At 69.2% G+C, this 20,192-nt stretch carries 19 protein-coding genes; 9 read left to right on the plus strand and 10 right to left on the minus strand.

Features of this window, described 5'->3' with window-relative positions; translation table 11 throughout:
- Positions 1-2: 2 nt before the first annotated feature.
- Positions 3-782 carry a carbon-nitrogen hydrolase family protein gene (locus HCC78_RS04315; protein ID WP_172327507.1) on the minus strand — a complete coding sequence of 260 codons (780 nt, stop codon included), beginning with the start codon at positions 780-782 and terminating at the stop codon, positions 3-5.
- A gap of 164 nt (positions 783-946) precedes the next feature.
- Between HCC78_RS04315 and HCC78_RS04320 the strand changes: the two genes are divergently transcribed.
- The 6 genes from HCC78_RS04320 (at position 947) to HCC78_RS04345 (ending at position 6,251) form a co-directional block, all read left to right on the plus strand.
- Positions 947-2,104, plus strand: a complete 1,158-nt coding sequence (locus HCC78_RS04320) for an ABC transporter substrate-binding protein (RefSeq protein ID WP_172327508.1) — start codon at positions 947-949, stop codon at positions 2,102-2,104.
- A gap of 34 nt (positions 2,105-2,138) precedes the next feature.
- Positions 2,139-3,056 (plus strand): branched-chain amino acid ABC transporter permease, encoded by a 918-nt coding sequence (locus tag HCC78_RS04325; protein WP_172327509.1) that lies wholly within the window; start codon positions 2,139-2,141, stop codon positions 3,054-3,056.
- Complete coding sequence (locus HCC78_RS04330) at positions 3,053-3,997, plus strand: branched-chain amino acid ABC transporter permease (RefSeq protein WP_172327510.1); 945 nt, start codon at positions 3,053-3,055, stop codon at positions 3,995-3,997. Before HCC78_RS04325 ends, HCC78_RS04330 begins: the two co-directional genes overlap by 4 nt.
- Positions 3,994-4,740 (plus strand): ABC transporter ATP-binding protein, encoded by a 747-nt coding sequence (locus HCC78_RS04335; RefSeq protein ID WP_172327511.1) that lies wholly within the window; start codon positions 3,994-3,996, stop codon positions 4,738-4,740. Before HCC78_RS04330 ends, HCC78_RS04335 begins: the two co-directional genes overlap by 4 nt.
- Entirely contained in the window at positions 4,734-5,429 is a 696-nt protein-coding gene (locus HCC78_RS04340) for an ABC transporter ATP-binding protein (protein WP_172327512.1), read from the plus strand. Before HCC78_RS04335 ends, HCC78_RS04340 begins: the two co-directional genes overlap by 7 nt.
- Before the next feature lie 81 nt (positions 5,430-5,510).
- The gene (locus HCC78_RS04345; protein ID WP_172327513.1) at positions 5,511-6,251 is read left to right on the plus strand and encodes a sulfite exporter TauE/SafE family protein; all 741 of its coding nucleotides are present in this window, start codon (positions 5,511-5,513) and stop codon (positions 6,249-6,251) included.
- On the opposite strand, the gene HCC78_RS04350 is transcribed toward HCC78_RS04345, so the two are convergent.
- The 3 genes from HCC78_RS04350 to HCC78_RS04360 form a co-directional block, all read right to left on the minus strand.
- Complete coding sequence (locus tag HCC78_RS04350; protein ID WP_172327514.1) at positions 6,215-7,804, minus strand: L-aspartate oxidase; 1,590 nt, start codon at positions 7,802-7,804, stop codon at positions 6,215-6,217. The genes HCC78_RS04345 and HCC78_RS04350 overlap by 37 nt on opposite strands.
- A 7-nt stretch (positions 7,805-7,811) precedes the next feature.
- A complete protein-coding gene (nadA, locus tag HCC78_RS04355) occupies positions 7,812-8,864 on the minus strand; it encodes a quinolinate synthase NadA (protein ID WP_172327542.1) in 1,053 nt (350 codons plus the stop codon).
- A 218-nt stretch (positions 8,865-9,082) separates the two neighbouring features.
- Positions 9,083-9,988, minus strand: a complete 906-nt coding sequence (locus HCC78_RS04360; protein WP_172327515.1) for a LysR family transcriptional regulator — start codon at positions 9,986-9,988, stop codon at positions 9,083-9,085.
- 100 nt (positions 9,989-10,088) lie between these two features.
- Here HCC78_RS04360 and HCC78_RS04365 point away from each other — a divergent pair, with 100 nt between their 5' ends.
- From HCC78_RS04365 to HCC78_RS04375, 3 genes are all read left to right on the plus strand, one after another.
- Positions 10,089-11,099: a YeiH family protein gene (locus tag HCC78_RS04365; RefSeq protein WP_172327516.1), complete on the plus strand. Its 1,011-nt coding sequence runs from the start codon at positions 10,089-10,091 to the stop codon at positions 11,097-11,099.
- 68 nt (positions 11,100-11,167) lie between these two features.
- On the plus strand, positions 11,168-13,483 hold the full coding sequence (locus HCC78_RS04370; protein WP_172327517.1) for a molybdopterin-dependent oxidoreductase: 2,316 nt from the start codon (positions 11,168-11,170) through the stop codon (positions 13,481-13,483).
- Between the two features lie 106 nt (positions 13,484-13,589).
- Entirely contained in the window at positions 13,590-14,825 is a 1,236-nt protein-coding gene (locus HCC78_RS04375) for a sodium:proton antiporter (RefSeq protein ID WP_172327518.1), read from the plus strand.
- Here the strand turns inward: HCC78_RS04375 and HCC78_RS04380 are convergent.
- The 6 genes from HCC78_RS04380 to HCC78_RS04405 are packed head-to-tail and all read right to left on the minus strand — an operon-like array spanning position 14,822 to position 20,168.
- Entirely contained in the window at positions 14,822-15,493 is a 672-nt protein-coding gene (locus HCC78_RS04380) for a cysteine hydrolase family protein (RefSeq protein WP_172327519.1), read from the minus strand. The two genes, HCC78_RS04375 and HCC78_RS04380, sit on opposite strands and share 4 nt — an antisense overlap.
- Positions 15,493-16,272, minus strand: coding sequence for a 3-oxoacyl-ACP reductase FabG (gene fabG, locus HCC78_RS04385; protein ID WP_172327520.1), 780 nt, complete (start codon positions 16,270-16,272; stop codon positions 15,493-15,495). Before fabG ends, HCC78_RS04380 begins: the two co-directional genes overlap by 1 nt.
- An 18-nt stretch (positions 16,273-16,290) precedes the next feature.
- Positions 16,291-17,091 (minus strand): ABC transporter permease, encoded by an 801-nt coding sequence (locus HCC78_RS04390; protein ID WP_172327521.1) that lies wholly within the window; start codon positions 17,089-17,091, stop codon positions 16,291-16,293.
- A complete protein-coding gene (locus HCC78_RS04395; RefSeq protein ID WP_172327522.1) occupies positions 17,088-17,942 on the minus strand; it encodes an ABC transporter permease in 855 nt (284 codons plus the stop codon). Before HCC78_RS04395 ends, HCC78_RS04390 begins: the two co-directional genes overlap by 4 nt.
- A complete protein-coding gene (locus HCC78_RS04400; RefSeq protein ID WP_172327523.1) occupies positions 17,929-18,987 on the minus strand; it encodes an ABC transporter ATP-binding protein in 1,059 nt (352 codons plus the stop codon). The genes HCC78_RS04395 and HCC78_RS04400 overlap by 14 nt, the downstream gene beginning before the upstream one ends.
- 47 nt (positions 18,988-19,034) lie before the next feature.
- A complete protein-coding gene (locus HCC78_RS04405; RefSeq protein WP_172327524.1) occupies positions 19,035-20,168 on the minus strand; it encodes a PotD/PotF family extracellular solute-binding protein in 1,134 nt (377 codons plus the stop codon).
- Positions 20,169-20,192 lie beyond the last annotated feature (24 nt).

Here is a 20,192-nt window from a genome sequence, read left to right on the forward strand (position 1 = left end):
CCCTACGCTCCGTCCGGCAGCCGCAGATCGGCAAGCTGGGCGGAGATCGCCTCCGCCGGGTAGGAGCCGAGCTCGGGCAGCTCCGCGATGATCAGCGCGGGCGGCGTCCCGGCCGCGGCCACCACTGCCCCGTCCGGTCCCGCGATCACCGAGCCGCCGCCGAAGGCCAGCCCGCCATCGTCCCCGCAGTAATTCGCATAGGCGACAAAGGCCCCGTTCTCGCAGGCCCGTGCCGGGACGAGCAGGCGCTGGACATGCTCGTAGCCCGCCGGGTTCGCGGTCGGCACCAGGATCGCCTGCGCGCCTCGCCGGGCAAGGCCGCGGGCATGTTCCGGGAACTCGATGTCATAGCAGATCAAGAGGCCGAAGCGCCGTCCGCCCAGTTCGAACAGCGGCGGCGGGGCGTCTCCGGCACGGAAGCTCGCCCGCTCCATCTCGCCGAACAGCTGGATCTTGCGGTAATGCGCCAGGACGGTCCCGTCCGGCCCGATCGCCGTGGCCGCGTTCCAGACATCCTCGCCGTCCCGCTCGGCCCAGCCGAAGACCAGCGCGACCCCGTGCGTCCGGGCAAGATCGGCCGCGGCCATCTCCCACGGACCGCCGCGCGGCTCGGCCTCGGCGGCATGGCGGGCGGGACAGTTGTAGCCCGGCAGCAGCAATTCGGGCGCAACCAGCAGCCCTGCACCGGCAGCAGCGGCAGAGGCCATGGCGGCCTCGAGCGCGTCGAGGCGCTCCTCTGCGGTGGTCAGGTCGGCTTGCATCTGCAGGAGGGCGAGTTTCATGCCCCAGCCTTACAGCCGAACGCTCCGCCGGGGAAGCGATCGCAGGCGGCCCTGACCCCGCGCCCTGCGGCCGGTTGGCACGTCGCCATTCGCCGCGTGCCGGGCAACACTTCTGCGTGAAGGGCCGCCAGAGCCCGCGACACATGACCGACAGGGATTTCCGCATGCTGCGTTCCACTCTTTCCGCCCTCGCCCTTGCCGCCGTGGCCCTGCCCGGCCTCGCCGCTGCCGAACCGCTGAAGGTCGGCGTCCTCTTGACCCTTTCCGGCCCGCCCGCCGTTCTGGGCGAACATGCCCGCGACGGCGCGCTGCTGGCGCTGAAGAAGCTCGGCGGCACGCTCGGCGGCATGGAGGCCGAATTCCTGGTGACGGATGCCGAAGGCAAGCCCGACATCGCCGCACAGAAGGCCCGCCGCCTCGTCGAAAGCGACGGCGCGGAATTCGTGATCGGGCCGATCTTCTCCAACGTCATGGCTGCGATCGCCGGGCCGGTGACCGAGGCGGGCGCCTTCCTGCTTTCGCCGAATTCCGGTCCCTCCGTGCTGGCCGGCGAGGGCTGCAACACCGATATCTTCGTCGTCTCCTACCAGAACGACCAGCCCGACCAGGTGATGGGCGAATACGCCAACGGCGCGGGCTACGGCAACGTCGTGCTGATCGCGCCGAACTACCAGGCCGGCATGGACCATCTGGGCGGCTTCAAGCGCACCTACGAGGGCACCGTCACCAGCGAGCTGCTGACCCAATTGGGCCAGCTCGACTATTCCGCGGAGCTGGCGCAGATCGCGGCCTTCCAGCCGGATGCGGTCTATGCCTTCCTGCCCGGCGGCATGGGCGTGAACTTCGTCAAGCAATATGCGCAGGCCGGCCTGTCGGGCATTCCGATGATGTCGAGCTTCACCACCGACGAGACCACGCTGCCGGCCATGCAGGACGCCGCGCTGGGAATGTATTCCTCGGGCTCCTGGGCGCCGGATCTGGACGTGCCTGGCAATGCCGAGTTCGTCGCGGAGTTCATCGCCGAATACGGACGGGTTCCCGCCAGCTACGCCGCCTATGCCTATGACACGGTGATGCTGATCGACGCCGCCGTCGCAGCGGCAGGCACCGAGGACCGCGACGCGCTGCGCGAGGCGCTGAAAACCGTCGATTTTCCGACCGTCCGCGGCAAGTTCTCCTTCGGCGCCAACCAGTTTCCGGTGCAGGACTTCTACCTGACCGAGGTCGTGCAGCGCGAGGACGGCGCCTATGCAACGTCGGCCAAGGAGCTGGTCGTGGCCGATTACGTCGACGCCTATGCCGGCGCCTGCACCGCCGACTGATCCCTGAAGGCGGGCCCCGGCCCGCCCCATGCGCATGGCCAATCTCTTCCTGCTCCAGCTCCTCAACGGGGCGCAATTCGGCATCCTGCTGTTCCTCGTCGCCGCCGGGCTGACGCTGGTCTTCGGGATCATGGATTTCATCAACCTCGCCCATGGCGTGCTCTACATGCTGGGCGCGTACCTGATGGCGATGTTCGCGCTGGCCACGGGCAGCTTCTGGCTCGGCCTTCTACTGGCCCTCGGCGCGACGCTGGCTGTGGGGCTGGTACTGGAATGGGCTGTCTTCCGAAGGCTCTATGACCGGCCGCATCTCGACCAGGTGCTGGCGACTTTCGCGCTGCTTCTCATCCTGTCCGAGGGGGTGAAGATCCTCTGGGGCTCCGCCCCGCTCAACGTCGCCATGCCTGAGCTGCTTTCCGGCTCCGTCCCCCTGGCCGGTCCGCTGCGCTATCCTGTCTACCGGATCGCGATCATCGCCGCAGGACTGGCCACCGCGCTCGGCCTCTGGTGGCTGATCACCCGCACCCGCGCGGGGATGCTCTTGCGCGCCGGCGCGTCGAACCGGCCGATGGTGGCCGCGCTCGGCGTGGACATCTCGCGGCTCTTCATGCTGGTCTTCGCCCTCGGCGCGATGCTGGCCGGTTTCGCAGGCGCGCTGGTCTCGCCGGTCCTCTCGGTCGATCCCGGCATGGGCGACCAGATCCTGATCCTGACCTTCGTCGTGATCGTCATCGGCGGGGTCGGCTCGGTGAAGGGCGCCTTCGCGGGCGCGCTGCTCGTCGGCATCGTCGACACGGTGGGGCGCATCTTCGGGCCGATCTGGCTGAAGCTCGTCATGGATCCCGCCGCCGCCGCGCAGGCCGGGCGGGTGCTGGCGCCGATGCTGATCTACCTCCTGATGGCCGCGGTGCTGAGCTGGCGGCCCAACGGGCTCTTCGGGCGGCCGTCATGAGCGCCGCGCCGAAAGCCGCCATCGCGCTCCTCGTCCTGATGGCGCTGGTCCCGCCCCTGGCCGCCGCAATCGGCGACCCGTTCCTGACCGTGATCGCCACCCGCATGGCGGTCTTCGCCATCGCCGCGCTGTCCTTGGACCTGATCCTGGGCTACGGCGCCCTGGTCAGCTTCGGCCATGCCGCCTATCTGGGCCTCGGCGCCTATGCCGTCGCAGTCTGCGCGCGCCACGGGATCACCGACCTCGTCGTCCAGATGGCCGCCGGGGCCGGGGCCGCCGCCGTCTTCGCCGCGGTCTCCGGGGCGATCTCGCTGAGGACCCGCGGCATCTATTTCATCATGATCACGCTCGCCTTCGGGCAGATGGCCTATTTCTTCTTCGTCTCGCTGTCGGCCTATGGCGGCGATGACGGCACATCGCTGGCCGCGCGCTCCACCCTGCTGGGCCGGGACTGGCTGGAGAACGACACTGCCTTCTTCTACGTGGTGCTCGCCTGCCTCGCGCTCGCCTATGGCGGGCTGCACCGGCTCGTCCATGCCCGCTTCGGCCGGGTGCTGATCGGCACGCGGGAAAGCGAGCTGAGGATGCGCGCGATCGGCTACCGGCCCTTCCGCTACCGGCTGGCCGCCTACGTGATCTCGGGGATGATCTGCGCGGTTGCGGGCGTTCTGCTGGCGAACCAGACCGAATACGTATCGCCCGCCTACATGGCCTGGACGCGCTCGGGCGAGCTGATCGTCATGCTCCTGCTCGGCGGGATCGGCACGCTGGCGGGCGCCATGGCCGGGGCGCTTGTCACCGTCGGGCTGGAGGAACTGCTGGCCGGCTGGTCGGAGCACTGGCGGCTGGGCTTCGGCCTGATCCTTCTGGCGGTGGTGCTGTGGTCGCCGGCCGGGCTGGCCGGGCTGGTGCGCCGCCTGCTTCCGGGGGACCGGGCATGACGCTTCTTCAGGTTGAAAACCTGCGCAAATCCTACGGCGCGCTCGCTGTCACCGACGGCCTGTCGCTGTCGGTGGCAGAGGGCGAACTGCATGCGATCATCGGCCCGAACGGCGCGGGCAAAACCACGCTGATCGCCCAGCTATCCGGACAGCTCGCGCCCGACAGCGGCACCGTGCGCTTCGGCGGTGCAGACATCACCCGGCTCGACATGGCATCCCGCGTCCGGGCCGGGCTGGCGCGGAGCTTCCAGATCACCACGCTGATGCCCGCCATGACCGCGCTGGAGAATGTCGCGCTTGCCGTGCAGGGCCGCTCGGGCAGCTCCTTCCGCTTCTGGCGGCCAGTGGCGCGGGAGGCGGCGCTGAACGATCAGGCGATGGACTGCCTGGCGCAGGTGGGCCTCGCCGACCGCGCCGGGCGGCCGGCTGGCGCAATGAGCCATGGCGAGAAGCGGCAGCTGGAGCTCGCCGTGGCGCTGGCCTGCCGCCCGCGGCTGCTGCTTCTCGACGAGCCGCTGGCCGGGACCGGCCCGCAGGAGGCAGAGGTTCTGGTCGGCCTGCTCGCAGCGCTGAGGGGCGAGGTGACGATGGTGCTGATCGAGCATGACATGGAGGCGGTCTTCGCCCTCGCCGACCGTGTTTCGGTGCTGGTCTACGGGCAGATCATCGCCAGCGGCACGCCGGGGGCGATCCGGCAGGACCCGGCAGTCCGGGCCGCCTATCTGGGGGAAGAGGCATGCTGAGGGTCGAGGGGCTGGAGGCCGGCTACGGCTCGGCGCAGGTGCTGTTCGGCATCGATCTCGCGGTAGCCGAGGGCGAGGCGGTCACGCTGCTGGGCCGCAACGGCATGGGCAAGACCACGACCATACGCACGGTCTTCGGCCTGATCCCGGCGCGCGGCGGGCGGGTCACTGTATCGGGCCGCGACCTGACCGGCGCGGCGCCGCACCGGATCGCGCAGGCCGGGCTGGGGCTGGTGCCCGAGGGCCGCCAGATCTTCCCCACGCTGACGGTCGAGGAGAACCTGGTCGCCACCGCCCGCAGCGACGGGCCGCCGCGCTGGACGCTGGCCCGCATCTGGGAGCTGTTCCCCCGCCTCGCCGAGCGGCGCCGGAACATGGGCGACCAGCTGTCGGGCGGCGAACAGCAGATGCTCGCCGTGGGCCGCGCGCTGATGACCAATCCGCGGCTCCTGGTGCTCGACGAGGCGACCGAGGGTCTGGCGCCGCTGATCCGCGAGGAGATCTGGTCCTGCCTGATCCGGCTGAAAGCCGAGGGCGAGGCGATCCTCGCGATCGACAAGAACCTTGCCGCGCTGTCGCGCTTCGCCGACCGGCATGTCGTGATCGAGAAGGGCCGCACGGTCTGGACCGGCAGCACCGCCGAGCTTGCCGCGGCACCCGGCATCGCCGAGCGCTACCTGCATGCCTGACCGGCTGCGACGGCAACGGACGTTGCAGGCACCCCATGGCAGCGTTAACAGGTTGCGGACGCGCAGCCCGAGGACCCTCCCATGACGCTCGAAATGATCCTGCTGGTGATCGCCGCCTTCGTGGTCGGCCTGTCGAAGGGCGGGCTGGCGGCCGCCGGCGCGCTGGCTGTGCCGATGCTGACCATCTGGATGGATCCGCTGACCGCGGCGGCCTCGCTGCTGCCGGTCTACATCGCCTCCGACATCATCGCCGTCGCGATCTATCGCAAGCAGCCCTCCTGGGCGAACCTGCGCATCCTCGTCCCGGCCTCGATGGCCGGGGTCGCGCTGGCCGCGCTGGTGGCGCCGCATGTGCCCGTGGCCGCGGTCACGCTTCTGACCGGGACGATCGGGCTGGCCTATGTCGCGCAATCGGTGCTGATGCCCCCGCCCGACGTGCCGCACCGCGCGCGGCTGGGGCGCGGCCTGTTCTGGGGCCTGCTCACCGGCGTCACCAGCTTCATCTCGCATAACGGCGCGCCGCCCTTCACCGCCTATGTCCTGCCGCAGAAGCTGCCCAACCTGGCCTTCGCCGGCACGGCAACGATCGTCTTCGCCGTCGTGAACCTCTGCAAGCTGCCGGCCTATCACGAGATCGGCCTGACCGGCGGGCTGTCGCTGCGCATGCTCGTGCCGCTGATCGGCGTGGCCATCGCGGGCGCCTTCGCCGGGCGCTGGATCGTCGGGCGGCTGCCGCAGAAGGTCTATTCCGCGGTGATCCGGTCGCTGCTGGGCGTGGTCTCGGCCTATCTCTGCGTGATCGCAGCGATCGAGCTGGCCTGAACCGCTTCGTCCCGGACCGCCAGCGCTTCGGCGAGCGTCATGCGGCTGCGCGTGCCGATCTCAGCGGCGGGCCGCGGAAAGTCCGAGCGGAAATGCGCGCCCCGGCTTTCCTCGCGCAGGAGCGCGGCGGCCACGATCAGCGTCGCGGTGGCGGTCATGTTGAGGAGCGGGCGGCAGCCCGGCTGGGCGGCCTCGACGGCGGCGATCTCGCGGAGCGCGCGGCGCAGGCCCTGCGCATCGCGGATCACGCCCGCGCCCGCGGTCATCGCCAGCCGCAGCCGCCGGACGAGCTGCGGGCCCGGCGGCGGCGCAGCGCCAAGGGGCGGCAGGGAGACCTCGGGCGCCTGCGCAGCGGACGGCAGGCAGGAGGCGATGTCGGCGGCACAGCTGCAGCCGTAGACCAGCGCCTCCAGCAGGCCGTTGGAGGCCAGCCGGTTGGCACCGTGCAGGCCGGTCGACGACGCTTCGCCGCAGACCCAGAGCCCCGGCAGGGAGGAGCGGCCATGCCGGTCGGTCTCCGCCCCGCCGATATGGTAGTGCGCCGCCGCCGCCACCGGAATCGGCTGCGTGACCGGGTCGATGCCGGCGGAAAGGCAGGCCTGCGCCACCGCCGGGAAACTGGAGAGGATCGCCCCGCCCAGCACCGCACGGGTGTCCAGAACCGGGCGGCGCCCTGCCTGCCCTTCGGCGAAGACCGCGCGGGCCACCACGTCGCGGGGGGCCAGCTCCGCATCCGGATGGGCGCCCGCCATGAAGCGGATGCCGGCATGGTTCAGCAGCACGGCCCCCTCGCCGCGCAGCGCCTCGGTGGCAAGCGGCGCGGGGTCGTGCCCCACGTCGATCGCCGTCGGGTGGAACTGGACGAATTCGGCATCCGCGATCACGGCGCCCGCGCGGGCCGCCAGCCCGATCGCCTGGCCGCAGATCCGCGGCGGGTTGGTCGTGACCGCATAGAGCCCGCCCGAGCCGCCGCCGGCGAGCAGGACAGCGGGCCCTTCGAGACGCACCGGCTCCGACGCGCCGCCAGCCGCCAGCATCAGCTCGACCCCGGCCACGCGGCCGTCCCGGACCAGCAGCCCGCTGGCCATGACGCCTTCCATCACCTGGATCGAGGGCGCGGCGCGGACCTGCAGCGCCAGCGCGCGCATGATCTCGGCCCCGGCCTGGTCGCCCTTCACCCGCACCACCCGCGCCATGGAATGCGCCGCCTCGCGCGACAGGACATAGCCGCCCTCCGCCGTGCGGTCGAAGGGCGTGCCCAGATCGGTGAGATCGAGAATGTGCCGCCGCGCCGCCGCGGTCACCGCTGCGGCGACCTCCGGATCGACGGTGCCTGCGCCCGCGCGGATCGTGTCGATGGCATGCGCCTCGGGGCTGTCGGGCGCGGCCATCGCCGCCGCCACGCCGCCCTGCGCCCAGGCCGAGCTTGCCCCTTCGCCCAGCGGATCGGGCGAGATCATCAGCACCGGATGCGGTGCCAGCGCGAGCGCGGCATAGAGCGCGCCCAGACCCGCGCCGACGATGATCACCCGCTCGGTGGCAAGCGTCTCCATCCGCGGCTCAGGCGGCCATCTTGCGGCTGAGATCGATCATCCGCTCGACCGCGATCCGCGCCTTGGCGGCCACCTCCGGGTCGACCTCGACCGCGCCCTGCATGGTGTGCAGCGACCACAGCACCTTCTCCAGCGTGATCATCTTCATGTAGGGGCACATGTTGCAGGGGCCGACGAAATCGACCTCGGGATGCGCGTCGGAGATGTTCGAGGCCATCGAGCATTCGGTCACCAGCATCGCCTTGGCAGGCCGTTCGCGCGCGACGAAATCGATGATGCCCGAGGTCGAGCCGGAATAATCGGCTTCGGCGACGACATCCGGCGGGCATTCGGGATGGGCGATGATCTGCGTGCCCGGGTTCCACTCGCGGAAGTCGCGCAGATCCTGGGCGGTGTACTGTTCGTGCACGATGCAGGAGCCTTCCCACCACACGATGCGCTTGTGCGGCACCTGACGGGCGACGTTCTGCGCCAGGTACTGGTCGGGGGTCATGATCACCGTGTCGGCATCGAGCCCGGCGACGATCTGAGCGGCGTTCGAGGAAGTGCAGCAGATGTCGGAGGCAGCCTTCACTTCGGCGGTGGTGTTCACGTAGGTCACGACGGGCGCGCCGGGATAGCGGCGGCGCATCTCGGCGATGCCCTCGGGCGTGATGCTTTCGGCCAGCGAGCAGCCGGCTTCCATGTCGGGGATCAGCACCGTTTTCGACGGGTTCAGGATCTTCGAGGTCTCGGCCATGAAATGCACGCCGCATTGCACGATCACGTCTGCGTCGACCCGCGTCGCCTCCACGGCGAGCTGCAGGCTGTCGCCCACCACGTCGGCGATGCCGTGGTAGATCTGCGGCGTCATGTAGTTGTGCGCCAGGATCACCGCGTTGCGCTCGCGCTTCAGCCGGTTGATCGCCTCGACATAGGGGGCGTGCACCGCCCAGTCGAAGGGCGTCACGACGCGGCCCATCCGGGCATAGAGGCCGCTCATGGCCTCGGCCCTCTCCATCGAAGGCGCCAGGTCATAGTGCCGGGCAAGCTCCGCGCGGTCGACGGTCAGTTCCTGCATCGCGATCATCCTCATTCCGGGCATCCCCTGCTGTCGCGGAGGCGGTCCCGGACCCCTTTAAATTGCCAGTGCATGCGGAAAGTGCGGTCCCGTCTACACCATGGGGAAAGCGGCGAACAAGGTTGATTTGAGGGCTTCTCCTCACATTCACGGCAGAAAGTTGCGCAAAATTCCCTTTTTTGTTTGCGTAGATACGGAAAATCCGGCCTAAGGCAGAATCATCCTGCGCCGCCATTGCCATTGCCCGAGAGCCGCGCGATCAGGGCCGCGGCGGCGCGGGTGCGGTAGCGCCCGGGATGGGTCAGCAGCGCGAAGGCGCGCTCGGGCCGCGGCGCCCAGCCAACCTGCCGGACCGAGACCGTGCCGCGCGCATCGGCAAACTCCACCGCCCGGCGCGACAGCATGGCAAGGCAGTCGCCGGCGGCCACCGCCGACAGGATCGCTTCGTTCGAGGGCAGCTCCAGCGCCACCGGCAGGTCGGCCACGGAGAAGCCGAGCTCGCCGAGGTGATGCTCGAATTCCGACCGCGTGCCCGAGCCGGTCTCGCGCAGCACCCAGGGAAAGGCCAGGTAGTCGCTGCCGCGGATCTCCCGCCCGGCCAGCGGATGCCCGGCGGAGAAGACCAGCACCAGCTCGTCGCGCGCCACCACCTGCCGCGTCAGTCCGTCCTGCGGCACGTCCCCCTCGACAAGTCCCAAATCGGCATGGCCTGCCATCACGGCGGCGGCGACCTGCGCAGTGTTGCCGGTCTCCAGGCTCAGCTCCACCAGCGGATGCGCGTCGTGATAGGCCATGAGGTAGGGCGGCAGCCAGTAGCTGGCGACGGTCTGACTGGCATGGATGCGCAGCCGCCCCAGCGTCTTGCGCGACAGGTCGTTCAGCATCAGCTCCGCCGATTCAGCCTGCGCCAGCACCGCCTGCGCCGCCGCGGTGAAGCGCGTCCCGGCCTCGGTGATGCGGATGCCGCGGCCGATCCGGTCGAACAGCTTCACGCCGTGCTGCGCCTCCAGCGCCGCGATGGCCGAGGACACGGCGGATTGCGTCAGGTTCAGCTGCCCGGCGGCGCGGGTGACATGCCCCTCGCGGGCGACGGCCAGGAAGATGCGGAGCTGGTCGAGAGTCATGGCCAATTCATAAGCTCGTCCGATCGTTCCGACAAATACAATCCGTTATACGGATCAGTTGCTGCAAGGCAATATGGGCCCCATAGCGTGAGAGGTGCCCATGTCCGATGTCTCCCTGCCGCAGAACGCGGCCCCCCGATCCCTTGCCCTGCTTCCCGGCCTCGGCCTTGCCGCCGCCATCGCCCTTGCCGCCATCGCCCTGCAAAGGGTCAGCGGCATCGCGGCGCTCAGTCCGCTGATGGTCGCCATGGTGATCGGCATGGGGCTGAGGAACATCACCGGCGTCCATGCCGGGCTGGCCCCCGGCATCGCGTTCTCGCTGAAGAAGATCCTGCGCTTCGCCATCGTTTTGCTCGGCTTCCAGCTGACCCTGGCGGAGATCGGCGAAATCGGCATCCGCGGTGTCGCCGTCGTCGTGCTGACGCTGGGCGCGACGCTGGCCTTCACCAAGGCGATGGGCCGGGTGCTGGGCGTCGAGGAGCGGCTGGCGGAGCTGATCGCGGCCGGCACCTCGATCTGCGGCGCCTCGGCGGTGATCGCCTGCAACACCGTGACCCGCGGCCGCGACGAGGACGTGGCCTATGCCATCGCCTGCGTGACCGTCTTCGGCTCGCTCTCGATGATCCTGTTCCCGCTGCTGGCCGGGCCGCTCGGCCTCGCCCCGCAGGACTTCGGCCTCTGGGCGGGCGCCTCGATCCACGAAGTCGCGCAGGTCGTCGGCGCCTCCTTCTCGGGAGGCGAGGCGGCGGGCCAGGCCGGCACGGTCGCCAAGCTGTCCCGCGTGATCCTGCTCGCTCCCGTGATCCTGTCGCTGGGAATGCTCGCCCGGCGCCGCTCCGGCGGCGACGGCGCGGCCACCGTGCCGGTGCCGTGGTTCGTCTTCGGCTTCCTCGCCGTGGTCCTGCTGAACTCCGCGCTGCCCCTGCCCGAACATGTCCGCGGCCCGGCCGTCGCCGCGACCACCTTCCTCCTGGCCATGGCGCTGGCTGCGATGGGACTGGAGACCGACATCCGCAAGCTCCGCCGCGAGGGCCTGCGCCCGCTGGCGCTCGGCGCGGCCGCATGGATCTTCATCTCCGCCACCGGGCTGGGGCTGGTCCTGATCCTCTGATCCGCGGGAAGGCTTGACCTGTGCCCCTGCCGGTGGAAAGCCGGAGGGGCGCAGACAGGACACCAGAGATGAACGAGCACCCCTTCCGCCCCCATTCCAGCCATTGGGGCACCTTCCACGCAAGGCACACCGCGGACGGGCTGGAGATCCGGCCCTTCGAGGGCGATCCCGATCCCTCGCCGATCCTCGCCAACATCCCTGCCGCGCTGACCCATCCCGCCCGCCTGACGCAGCCGCTGATCCGCCGCGGCTGGCTGGAGCGCGGCCCCGGCCCCGACAAGATGCGCGGGCACGAGGATTTCGTGGCCGTTCCCTGGGACGAGGCGCTGGACATCGCCGCGGCCGAGATGAAGCGTCTGGGCGCCGGTCCCGGCCTGCCCGCGGAGGTGCCCGGCCGGCATGTCTTCGGCGGCTCCTACGGCTGGTCCTCGGCAGGACGGTTCCACCATGCGCAGAGCCAGGTGCACCGCTTCCTCAACATCGCCTTCGGCGGCTATGTCGCCTCGGTCGACACCTATTCCTCGGCGGCGGGCTCGGTCATCCTGTCGATGACCTGGGGCCATCCGATCTCGATGATGATGGAACAGCCCTTCTGGACCGAGATCGCCGAAGACACCGAGCTGCTGATCGCGTTCGGCGGCATTCCGGTCCGCAATCTCGCGGTGAGCCCCGGCGGCAACAGCCAGCATGTCGCCCGCCCCTCGCTGAAGGCCGCCGCCGCGCGCGGCTGCAAGTTCGTCTCGGTCAGCCCGCTGGCCGACGACATGGACGAGCTGCCCGGCCTGACGCGGATCGCGCCGCGTCCGGGCACCGACGTCGCATTGATGCTCGGCCTCGCGCACACCCTGGCCACGGAGGGCCTTGCCGACCGCGCCTATCTCGACCGCTACACGACCGGCTATGACCGCTTCCTCGCCTATCTGACGGGCGAATCCGACGGCACGGCGAAGACGCCGGACTGGGCTTCCGCCATCACCGGAGTTCCCGCCGGCGAAATCCGCGCCCTCGCCCGGCAGGCCGCGGGCAGCCGCACCCATGTCTCGGTCGCCTATGCGCTGCAGCGCGCGCGGAACGGCGAGCAGCCGGTCTGGGCCGCCATGGCCCTCGCCGCGATGCTCGGTCAGAGCGCGGAACCGGGTGGCGGCTTCTCCTACGGACTGGCGTCGATCGGCAATGTCGGCAAGCGCAAGCTCGCCGTGCCGCTGCCGACATTGCCGCAGGGCGAGAACCGCTCGGGCGACTTCATTCCGGTCGCCCGCATCGCCGAGCTGCTGCAGAATCCCGGCAAGTGCTACACCTACAAGGGCGAGACCCGCGAATATGCCGATATCCGGCTGGTGTACTGGGCGGGCGGCAACCCGTTCCACCACCACCAGCACCTGGGCAACATGCGCGAGGCCTTCGCCTGTCCGGACACGGTGATCGTCCATGACAGCGTCGGCACCGCCTCGGCCCGCCATGCCGATATCGTCTTCCCGGTCACGGTCACGCCCGAACGCGCCGATATCGGGGCCTCGGCCAACGATCCGTTCCTGATCCCGATGCCGCAGCTGGCGGCCTCCCTGGCCGGCCCGCGCCACGACTACGACGTCTTCTCGGCGCTCTCGGAACGGCTGGGCTGCGCCGACGGCTTCACCGAAGGCCGCAATGCGGGGGAATGGCAGGAATGGATGTACGAGCGGACCCGCGCGGCACTGGCCGAGCGGCAGCTGCCCGCGCCGGATTTCGCGGCGTTCATGGACGGCGGCATCCTCGAGCTGCCCGTCTCCGACGCGCCCACGCGGCTCTCGCGCTTCCATGCCGATCCGGAGGCGAACCCGCTCGATACGCCGAGCGGAAAGATGGAGCTGTTCTGCGATGCGGTCGAGGCCGCGGGCCTGCCCGGCCACCCGGCCTGGCTGCCGCCCGAGGAATGGCTGGGCGCCGATCTGGCGGCCGAGCATCCGTTCCAGCTGGTCGCCAACCAGCCCAGGGGCAAGCTCCACAGCCAGCTCGATTTCGGAGCGGCCTCGATGGCCACGAAGCGAGGCGGGCGGGAGGTGGCCCGGATGAACCCGGATGACGCCCAGCGGCTCGGCATCGGCGACGGCGACGTGATCCGCATCTGGAACGGCCGCGGCGGGCTGCTGGCCGTCGCCGCGCCCGCCGACGGGGTCCGCGAAGGCATCGTCCAGCTTTCCACCGGAGGCTGGTACGCGCCGGTCGAGCTGCCGGAGGTGGGGCTGACCTGCGTCAACGGCAATCCGAATGCCGTGAGCTCCGATATCGGCGCCTCGCTGCTCAGCCAGGGCTGCGCCGGGCAGCTGTCGCTGGTGTCGGTCACCCGCTGGGAGGGCGAGGTTCCGTCCGTGGTGCCGCAGGAGGCGATCCTCCCGCGGCCGTGATGCGGGCAAGGTGACGCGTGCAAATCCCGCCCGGAGGGACTAGCTGGGAAACATCGACCGCGCCGGGCGCCTGCTGCCCGGCGCCCTGGCCAGACCCGGACCTGACATGACCCTGCTCGACATCGCGGCGCTCCTGCTTGTTGTCGCCAGCGGCTTCGGCGCGCTGAACTACTTCTTCCTCCGCCTGCCCCATTCCATCGGCATCATGGTGATCGCGCTGGCCAGCTCGCTGGTGCTGCTCGGTCTCGACCGGCTGATCCCCGGTCTCGGCATCGCCGACCACGCCTCGGCCCTGGTCGGCCGGGTGGAGTTCTCGGACACGCTGCTCGACGGCATGCTCGGGCTGCTGCTCTTCGCGGGCGCGCTGCACGTGCCGATGGCGGAGCTCAAGCGGCAGGCGCCGGTGATCCTGGTCATGGCCACGCTCGGCGTCGCGCTCTCCGCGGCCGTGATGGGCGCGGGGCTGAGCTGGCTGACCGGCATGCCGCTGCTGGTCGCGCTGACCTTCGGCGCGCTGATCTCGCCCACCGATCCGGTCGCCGTCCTCGGCGTGCTGCGCACCGCGGGCATCCGCAAGGATCTGGAGATCCAGATCGCGGGCGAAAGCCTGTTCAACGACGGTGTCGGCTATGTCGCCTACCTGATCCTCGTCGCGCTGGCCTTCGGATCGGGCGGCGGCGAGGTCACCCCTTCGGGCGCGGCAGTCCTGTTCCTGCGCGAGGCGGCCGGCGGGCTGGCGCTCGGCGCGGTTCTGGGCTGGGGCACGTTCCAGCTGATGAAGCGGATCGACGACTGGCAGCTGGAGGTGCTGATCACCCTGGCGCTGGCCTTCGGCGGCTATGCGCTGGCAGAGCGCCTGGGCGTCTCCGCCCCGATCATGGCAGTGGTTGCGGGACTGCTGACCGGGGATGTCGGCCGCGCCTACGGCATGAGCGAGGAGACCCGCGGCCATGTCGACGCCTTCTGGGCGCTGGTCGACGAGGCGCTGAACGCGGTGCTGTTCTGCCTGATCGGCTTCGAAATCCTCGCCATCACGCTGGATGCGGACATGGGCACGACCATCGCGCTGTCGCTGGCCCTGGCGCTCGGCGCGCGGCTGGTCGCGGTGGCGGTGCCGCTTGTGCTGCTGCACCCGTTCCGGCGCATGCAGCATGACATGGTGCCGATCATGACCTGGGGCGGGATCAAGGGCGGCCTCTCGGTCGCGCTTGCCCTGTCGCTGCCCGACAGCGAATGGCGTCCGGTGATCCTCGCCTCCACCTACGTGATCGTGGTGGTCTCGATCATCGTGCAGGGCCTGACCGTCGGGCGGCTGGCGCGCTGGCTGGCGCGGCGCGGCTAGGCCCGGGGCAGCGCCTGCAGCTCCGCCATCGACATGACATGGCAGTAAATCATGTTGATGACGCGCAGCTCGTGCTCGTGCAGCTCCATCGTGGCGGCGGCGCAGCAATCCTCGACCACCAGCACCTCGAAGCTCTCGTCGGCGAGGCTGCGCACCGTCGAGGACACGCATTGATCGGTGAAGATGCCTGCGCAGATCACCCGCTCGATGCCCATGTTCGACAGCACCATCCGCAGGTTGGTACCGGTCAGCGCCGAGTCCGTCGTCTTGGTCACCACGATCTCGTCCGCCATCGGTCCGACGGCATCCACGATCTGGCTGTCTTCGCGGTCCTTGGGCAGCAGCAGGTAGTTGAAGCCGGGCTTCTTCTGGCTGAGGGACCGGTCGCGGCCGTCCTCCTTCAGGCAGGCGATGCGGGCATGGATCACCTCGATCCCCTGTCCCCGCGCCCAGTCCTGCAGGGCACGCGTGTTGGGGATGACGGTGCCGTGCATCCGCTCGAAGAAGGGCGCCCAGCGGGCGGCCTCCCCGGCGTCATCCGGCACCTCCAGGTAGGTGTTTTGGATGTCGATGCACAGGAGCGCGGTCCTGCCCGGGGCCAGCGCGATGTCCGCGGGCTCCTCGGCGGTTTCGTAGTAGAAGCTGCGCCAGTCGGTTTTCCAGCCCATCAGATTTCCGCGATGGCCTCCAGGCTCTCGGGCAGGATCTGTCCGCCATCGACGACGATCTGCTGGCCGGTGATGTAGGCCGCCTCGTCGGAGGCGAAGAAGAGCGCCGCATTGCCGATATCCTCGACCGCGCCCAGACGCTTCAGCGGGATCGAGGCGGCCATGGTCCTGAGGTAGTCCTCGCCCAGATCCTGCAGCCCTTCGGTGATGATGTTGCCCGGCATCACCGCGTTGATCGTGGTGTTGTAGCGGGAAAGCTCCATCGCCGCCGTTTTGAGGAAGCCCAGCTGTCCCGCCTTGGAGGCGCCGTAATGCGCCCATCCGGGAAAGCCGGTGACCGGGCCGGTGATCGAGGAGGTGACGATCACGCGGCCCTTCCCGGCCTTCTCGAAGACGGGGATGCAGGCCTTCACGCAGAGGAAGGTGGATTTCAGGTTGGTCGCCATCACGCCGTCCCAGTCCTCGGGCGACATGTCGAGCATCTTCACCTGCGGGAAGATCCCGGCATTGGCGCAGAGGATGTCGACCCCGCCGAACAGCTCCGCGGTGCGCTCGACCATCGCCTTGACGCTGTCCCAGTCGGCGACGTCGCAGGGCAGCCATTCGGCGGTGCCGCCCGCCTCGCGGATTTCGGCGGCGGCCAGTTCCGCGGCTTCGGCCCCGCGCGCGGCGATCATCACCTTGGCGCCTTGGGCGGCAAAGACCTTGGCGATCCCCTTGCCGATGCCTTTCGAGCCGCCGGTCACGATGACGGATTTTCCTGCGATGGATGTCAGCATTCCGGTATTCCCTGTCGTTTAGGTCGTTGGCCGCAGGCGCTTCAGCGCCCAGGCGAGGATCAGCCCCAGTGCCACCAGCGCGGCGGAACCCGCCACGGTCAGCATGCCGACGGTCGGCACCAGCGGCGAATAGCCCGAGATCATCTTGGCGAAGAGCCATTCCGGCAAAGTGCTGTCCGCCCCGGTGGTGAAGAGCGAGAGCGGGAAGTTGCCCCAGCTCAGCAGGAAGGCGAAGAGCCCGGCAGAAACCACGCCCGGCATCAAGAGCGGAATGGTGACTTCGCGCAGCACCTGCCATTGCGTCGCCCCCATGTCGCGCGCGGCTTCCTCCAGCGCCGGGTCGAAGCTGAAGGCGCGGATCGAGACGATCAGCGTCGCGATCGGCGCAATCCAGACCAGATGCGCTATGATGGCGGTTTTCCAGGACGGCACGATCCCGAGCGCGTTGATCCACATCAGCAGGGCGAGACCGAGGACGGTCTGCGGGAAGAAGATCGGCAGCAGGATCAGCTTCTGGAACGGCTTGCGGAAGCGCCAGGAATAGCGCGCGAAGGCCAGAGCGCCGAGGAAACCGACGACCATCGACGACACGGTGACGATCCCGGCAACCTTCAGCGAGATCCACAGGAGGTTCTGCACCGTGTCCGAGGCCAGCGCCTCGCCGTACCAATCCGTGTTGTACTTGCGGATCGGGAAGCTGAGATAGCGGGCCTTCGAGACCGAGGCGAGCCCGACCGAAACCAGCGGCAGGTAGAGGAAGGCGAGAATGAGGATGCCGTAGGCGAGCAGAGCAGCGGAGGCGAGGCGCGAGGTCTTCATGATTTGCGCCCCATCATCGCGTCGAGATCGGCCTTGGAGATAGCCCAGATCGCCAGCGTGCCGATGATCGCGATCAGCACCATGGCGAGCGCCGAGCCCAGGGGCCAGTTCTGGCCATAGGTGAAGGCGGTCTGGACCTCGTCGGCAATGGTGATGACCGCGCGGCCACCCAGGAGCTTCGACTCCGCCATGGCGCCGGCGGCAAGGACAAAGGTCAGGAGCGAGCCCACGAGGATGCCGGGCATCGCCAGCGGCAGCTCGATCTCCTTCAGGATCTGCCAGCGCGTCGCGCCGAGGTCGAAAGCCGCCTGCCGCGCGTCGTCCGGCACCATGGAGATGCCCTGCGCCAGCGGGAAGAGCATGAAGGGCAGATAGACATAGACCAGCCCGAAGACGATCACCGGCACGTTGTAGAGGGGCGCATCGAAGCCGAAGCCGGTCCAGCTGCGGACATAGCCCTCGATCAGCCCGCCCTTCATCAGCGTCAGCACCCAGCCGAAGAGGCGGATATTCTCCGACACGAACAGCGTCATCACCACGCCGATGGTCAGCACAAGCGTGAAGCGCTTGAAGACCTTGGCCATCGCGTAGGCGAGCGGCCAGCAGATCACCAGGAGGATCAGGGTCGCGAGCGCCGCAAGGACCAGCGACCAGGCGACGGATTTCCAGTAGCCCTGCGCCAGCACCGTCCGGTAGGCGGAGAAATCCGGCATATGGGTCAGTTCGAAGACCTTCTCGGGCATCGTGGAGAAGCCCGCGACAAGGACGATCGGCGCGAGGAAGGTCAGGCCGAGGAAGACCGACAGGGGAAGCGCATAGAGAAGCCCCAGCTGCCGCTCACGCTGCCGCATCTTCGGCCTCCGCGATTGCGTGCACGGCGGAGATATCGCAGCCGAGGCTGACCGGCGCGCCCACGCCCGCCACCGCATCCTCGCGCAGCACCTCGACGGTCAGCTCCCCGGCCGGGCTGTCGATGCGGTACTGCACCCGCGATCCCAGCAGGTATTCCGCCGCCACCGTGCCGCTGAGGATCAGGTCGGCGGATTGCGGCGCCAGGCGCAGGCTCTCCGGCCGGATGACCAGCGTGCCGCTCTGCCCGGCAAGCGCCGCCTGCGCGGCCGGGGACAGCTCTGCCCCCGCGACCGTGCCCGCCGACAGGGAGAGGAAGTTCACCTCCCCCATGAACTCGGCGACGAAGGGCGAGACCGGGCGGGCGTAGATTTCTTCCGCGGGCGCGATCTGCTCGAAGCGTCCGGCGCGCATGATGGCGATGCGGTCGGACATGACCATCGCCTCTTCGAGGCTGTGGGTGATGTAGATGAAGGTCTTGCCGGTGCGGCGGTGCAGGTCCTTCAGTTCCTTCTCCAGCGTCTTCCTCAGCCGGTAGTCGAGCGCCGACAAGGGCTCGTCGAAGAACAGGATCTCGGGGTCAAAGGCCAGCGCGCGCGCCAGCGCCACGCGCTGCTTCTCGCCGCCGGAACATTGCTGGATGCGCTTGGAATAGTAGTCCCGCGGCAGGCGCAGCAGGTCCAGCAGCTCCAGGGCGCGCTCCTTGCGCACCGCAGGCTTCACGCCGCGCAGCTTCAGCGGGAATTCGATGTTCTGCCCGACCGTGCGGTGCGGGAAGAGCGCCAGCGACTGGAACACCATGCAGGTCGGCCGCTTGTTGGCGGGGATCACGTCGATGCGTTGGTCGCGCAGCCAGATTGCCCCGTCGGTGGGGTCGTCCATGCCGACGAGCAGCCGGATCAGCGTCGTCTTGCCGGAGCCGGAAGGGCCGACGATCGCCAGGAACTCGCCCTCGGCGACATCGAGGTCGACGCCGTGAAGCGCGGTGAAATCGTCGAAGGTCTTGGTCAGCGCGGAGATGCGCAGGATCGGGGATGCGTCGGACATGGCGGCACTTTGCAAGGGGGCCGCCCGCGCGGGCGGCCCGGAACAGGTCAGCCGCGGCGCGCGGCGGTGTAGATTTCCATCAGCTTGTCGTAATCGGCGACGGAATCGTATTCGACCGAATTGGCGGATTCCTCCTCCAGCGTGTCCCACTGGATCGCGTCGAGCTCGTCCTCGTCCCATTGCGCGAAGACCTCCGGATCGCCCATCTGCGCAACCGGGTTGTAGGTGCCCTCGGCAAAGCCCACGGCCTTGCAGATCTCGGGCTGCTGGACGAATTCCAGGAAATCCGAGGCCAGCGGCGACGGATCGGGGTTGTTCACCAGCGAGGTCAGCTCGGCCCAGACCACGCCGCCCTTGCCGTCGATCGGACCGGAGGCCGGGGTGATGCCGCGGATGTTGGTCAGGCCGTCGAGACGCGCGGGCGAGGCGGTATAGGTGCCACCGGTGAAATAGGCGTCGATCTCGCCGTTGATCAGCGCGGTGTTCATCGCCACCAGGTCGTCGCTCATCAGCTTGGAGCCTGCGAAGATTTTCGCCGCGACATCGGTGAAGGCCTCGAAGCCTGCATCGTCGAGCGGCTTGAACGGGTTCAGATCCGCCGTCAGGCACATGTGGATCAGGTTCCAGTTGTCATAGGTCAGGATGCCGTAGCGTCCCGCCATCGCCGGGTCGAGGAACAGCTTCCAGCCCTGCTCCTCCGCCGTCGCGCGGCTGATCTTGTCGGTGTTCACGACGAAGGAAAACGGCCCGTAGCGCTGCGGCATGCCGATCAGCTCGCCGTCCTCCGCGAAGGCCAGCGGATAGGGCGGGCTGCCGTATTCCGGGGTCATTTTCTCGAAGAACGGCATGAACCGCTCCTTGTCGAGCGGCTTGATCAGGCCGGACGGATAGAGCTGGCCGCGCGCCCAGGGCTGGTTGAGGTTGATCAGGTCCCAGACATTGACCTCGCCGGCGCGCAGCTTGTTGATCATGTCCGGGTCGGAGGTGCCGGATTCCGCGCGCACGGTGGCGCCCGGGTTCAGGTCGCGGAACGGGCCCAGCACGTCATCGGTGTTGTAGCCTTCCCAGCACAGGATGTTCAGTTCGTCGGTGCGGGCGGCGCGGGCGGCACCGGGATGCATCAGGGGGGCAGCGCCGAGGGCAGCCAGCCCCGCGGTGAAGGACCGTCGGGAAATCGTCATCTGGGTCTCCATCTCTGTCGGACC

It is taken from the genome of Mangrovicoccus sp. HB161399 (genome assembly GCF_013184745.1).
In the GTDB taxonomy this organism is placed as follows: domain Bacteria; phylum Pseudomonadota; class Alphaproteobacteria; order Rhodobacterales; family Rhodobacteraceae; genus Mangrovicoccus.

Bases quoted from the DNA above. Each gene is read 5' to 3' on its own strand.
- HCC78_RS04315 (WP_172327507.1), bottom strand. From the start codon at position 782: ATGAAACTCGCCCTCCTGCAGATGCAAGCCGACCTGACCACCGCAGAG.
- HCC78_RS04320 (WP_172327508.1), top strand. From the start codon at position 947: ATGCTGCGTTCCACTCTTTCCGCCCTCGCCCTTGCCGCCGTGGCCCTG.
- HCC78_RS04325 (WP_172327509.1), top strand. From the start codon at position 2,139: ATGGCCAATCTCTTCCTGCTCCAGCTCCTCAACGGGGCGCAATTCGGC.
- HCC78_RS04330 (WP_172327510.1), top strand. From the start codon at position 3,053: ATGAGCGCCGCGCCGAAAGCCGCCATCGCGCTCCTCGTCCTGATGGCG.
- HCC78_RS04335 (WP_172327511.1), top strand. From the start codon at position 3,994: ATGACGCTTCTTCAGGTTGAAAACCTGCGCAAATCCTACGGCGCGCTC.
- HCC78_RS04340 (WP_172327512.1), top strand. From the start codon at position 4,734: ATGCTGAGGGTCGAGGGGCTGGAGGCCGGCTACGGCTCGGCGCAGGTG.
- HCC78_RS04345 (WP_172327513.1), top strand. From the start codon at position 5,511: ATGACGCTCGAAATGATCCTGCTGGTGATCGCCGCCTTCGTGGTCGGC.
- HCC78_RS04350 (WP_172327514.1), bottom strand. From the start codon at position 7,804: ATGGAGACGCTTGCCACCGAGCGGGTGATCATCGTCGGCGCGGGTCTG.
- nadA (WP_172327542.1), bottom strand. From the start codon at position 8,864: ATGCAGGAACTGACCGTCGACCGCGCGGAGCTTGCCCGGCACTATGAC.
- HCC78_RS04360 (WP_172327515.1), bottom strand. From the start codon at position 9,988: ATGACTCTCGACCAGCTCCGCATCTTCCTGGCCGTCGCCCGCGAGGGG.
- HCC78_RS04365 (WP_172327516.1), top strand. From the start codon at position 10,089: ATGTCCGATGTCTCCCTGCCGCAGAACGCGGCCCCCCGATCCCTTGCC.
- HCC78_RS04370 (WP_172327517.1), top strand. From the start codon at position 11,168: ATGAACGAGCACCCCTTCCGCCCCCATTCCAGCCATTGGGGCACCTTC.
- HCC78_RS04375 (WP_172327518.1), top strand. From the start codon at position 13,590: ATGACCCTGCTCGACATCGCGGCGCTCCTGCTTGTTGTCGCCAGCGGC.
- HCC78_RS04380 (WP_172327519.1), bottom strand. From the start codon at position 15,493: ATGGGCTGGAAAACCGACTGGCGCAGCTTCTACTACGAAACCGCCGAG.
- fabG (WP_172327520.1), bottom strand. From the start codon at position 16,272: ATGCTGACATCCATCGCAGGAAAATCCGTCATCGTGACCGGCGGCTCG.
- HCC78_RS04390 (WP_172327521.1), bottom strand. From the start codon at position 17,091: ATGAAGACCTCGCGCCTCGCCTCCGCTGCTCTGCTCGCCTACGGCATC.
- HCC78_RS04395 (WP_172327522.1), bottom strand. From the start codon at position 17,942: ATGCGGCAGCGTGAGCGGCAGCTGGGGCTTCTCTATGCGCTTCCCCTG.
- HCC78_RS04400 (WP_172327523.1), bottom strand. From the start codon at position 18,987: ATGTCCGACGCATCCCCGATCCTGCGCATCTCCGCGCTGACCAAGACC.
- HCC78_RS04405 (WP_172327524.1), bottom strand. From the start codon at position 20,168: ATGACGATTTCCCGACGGTCCTTCACCGCGGGGCTGGCTGCCCTCGGC.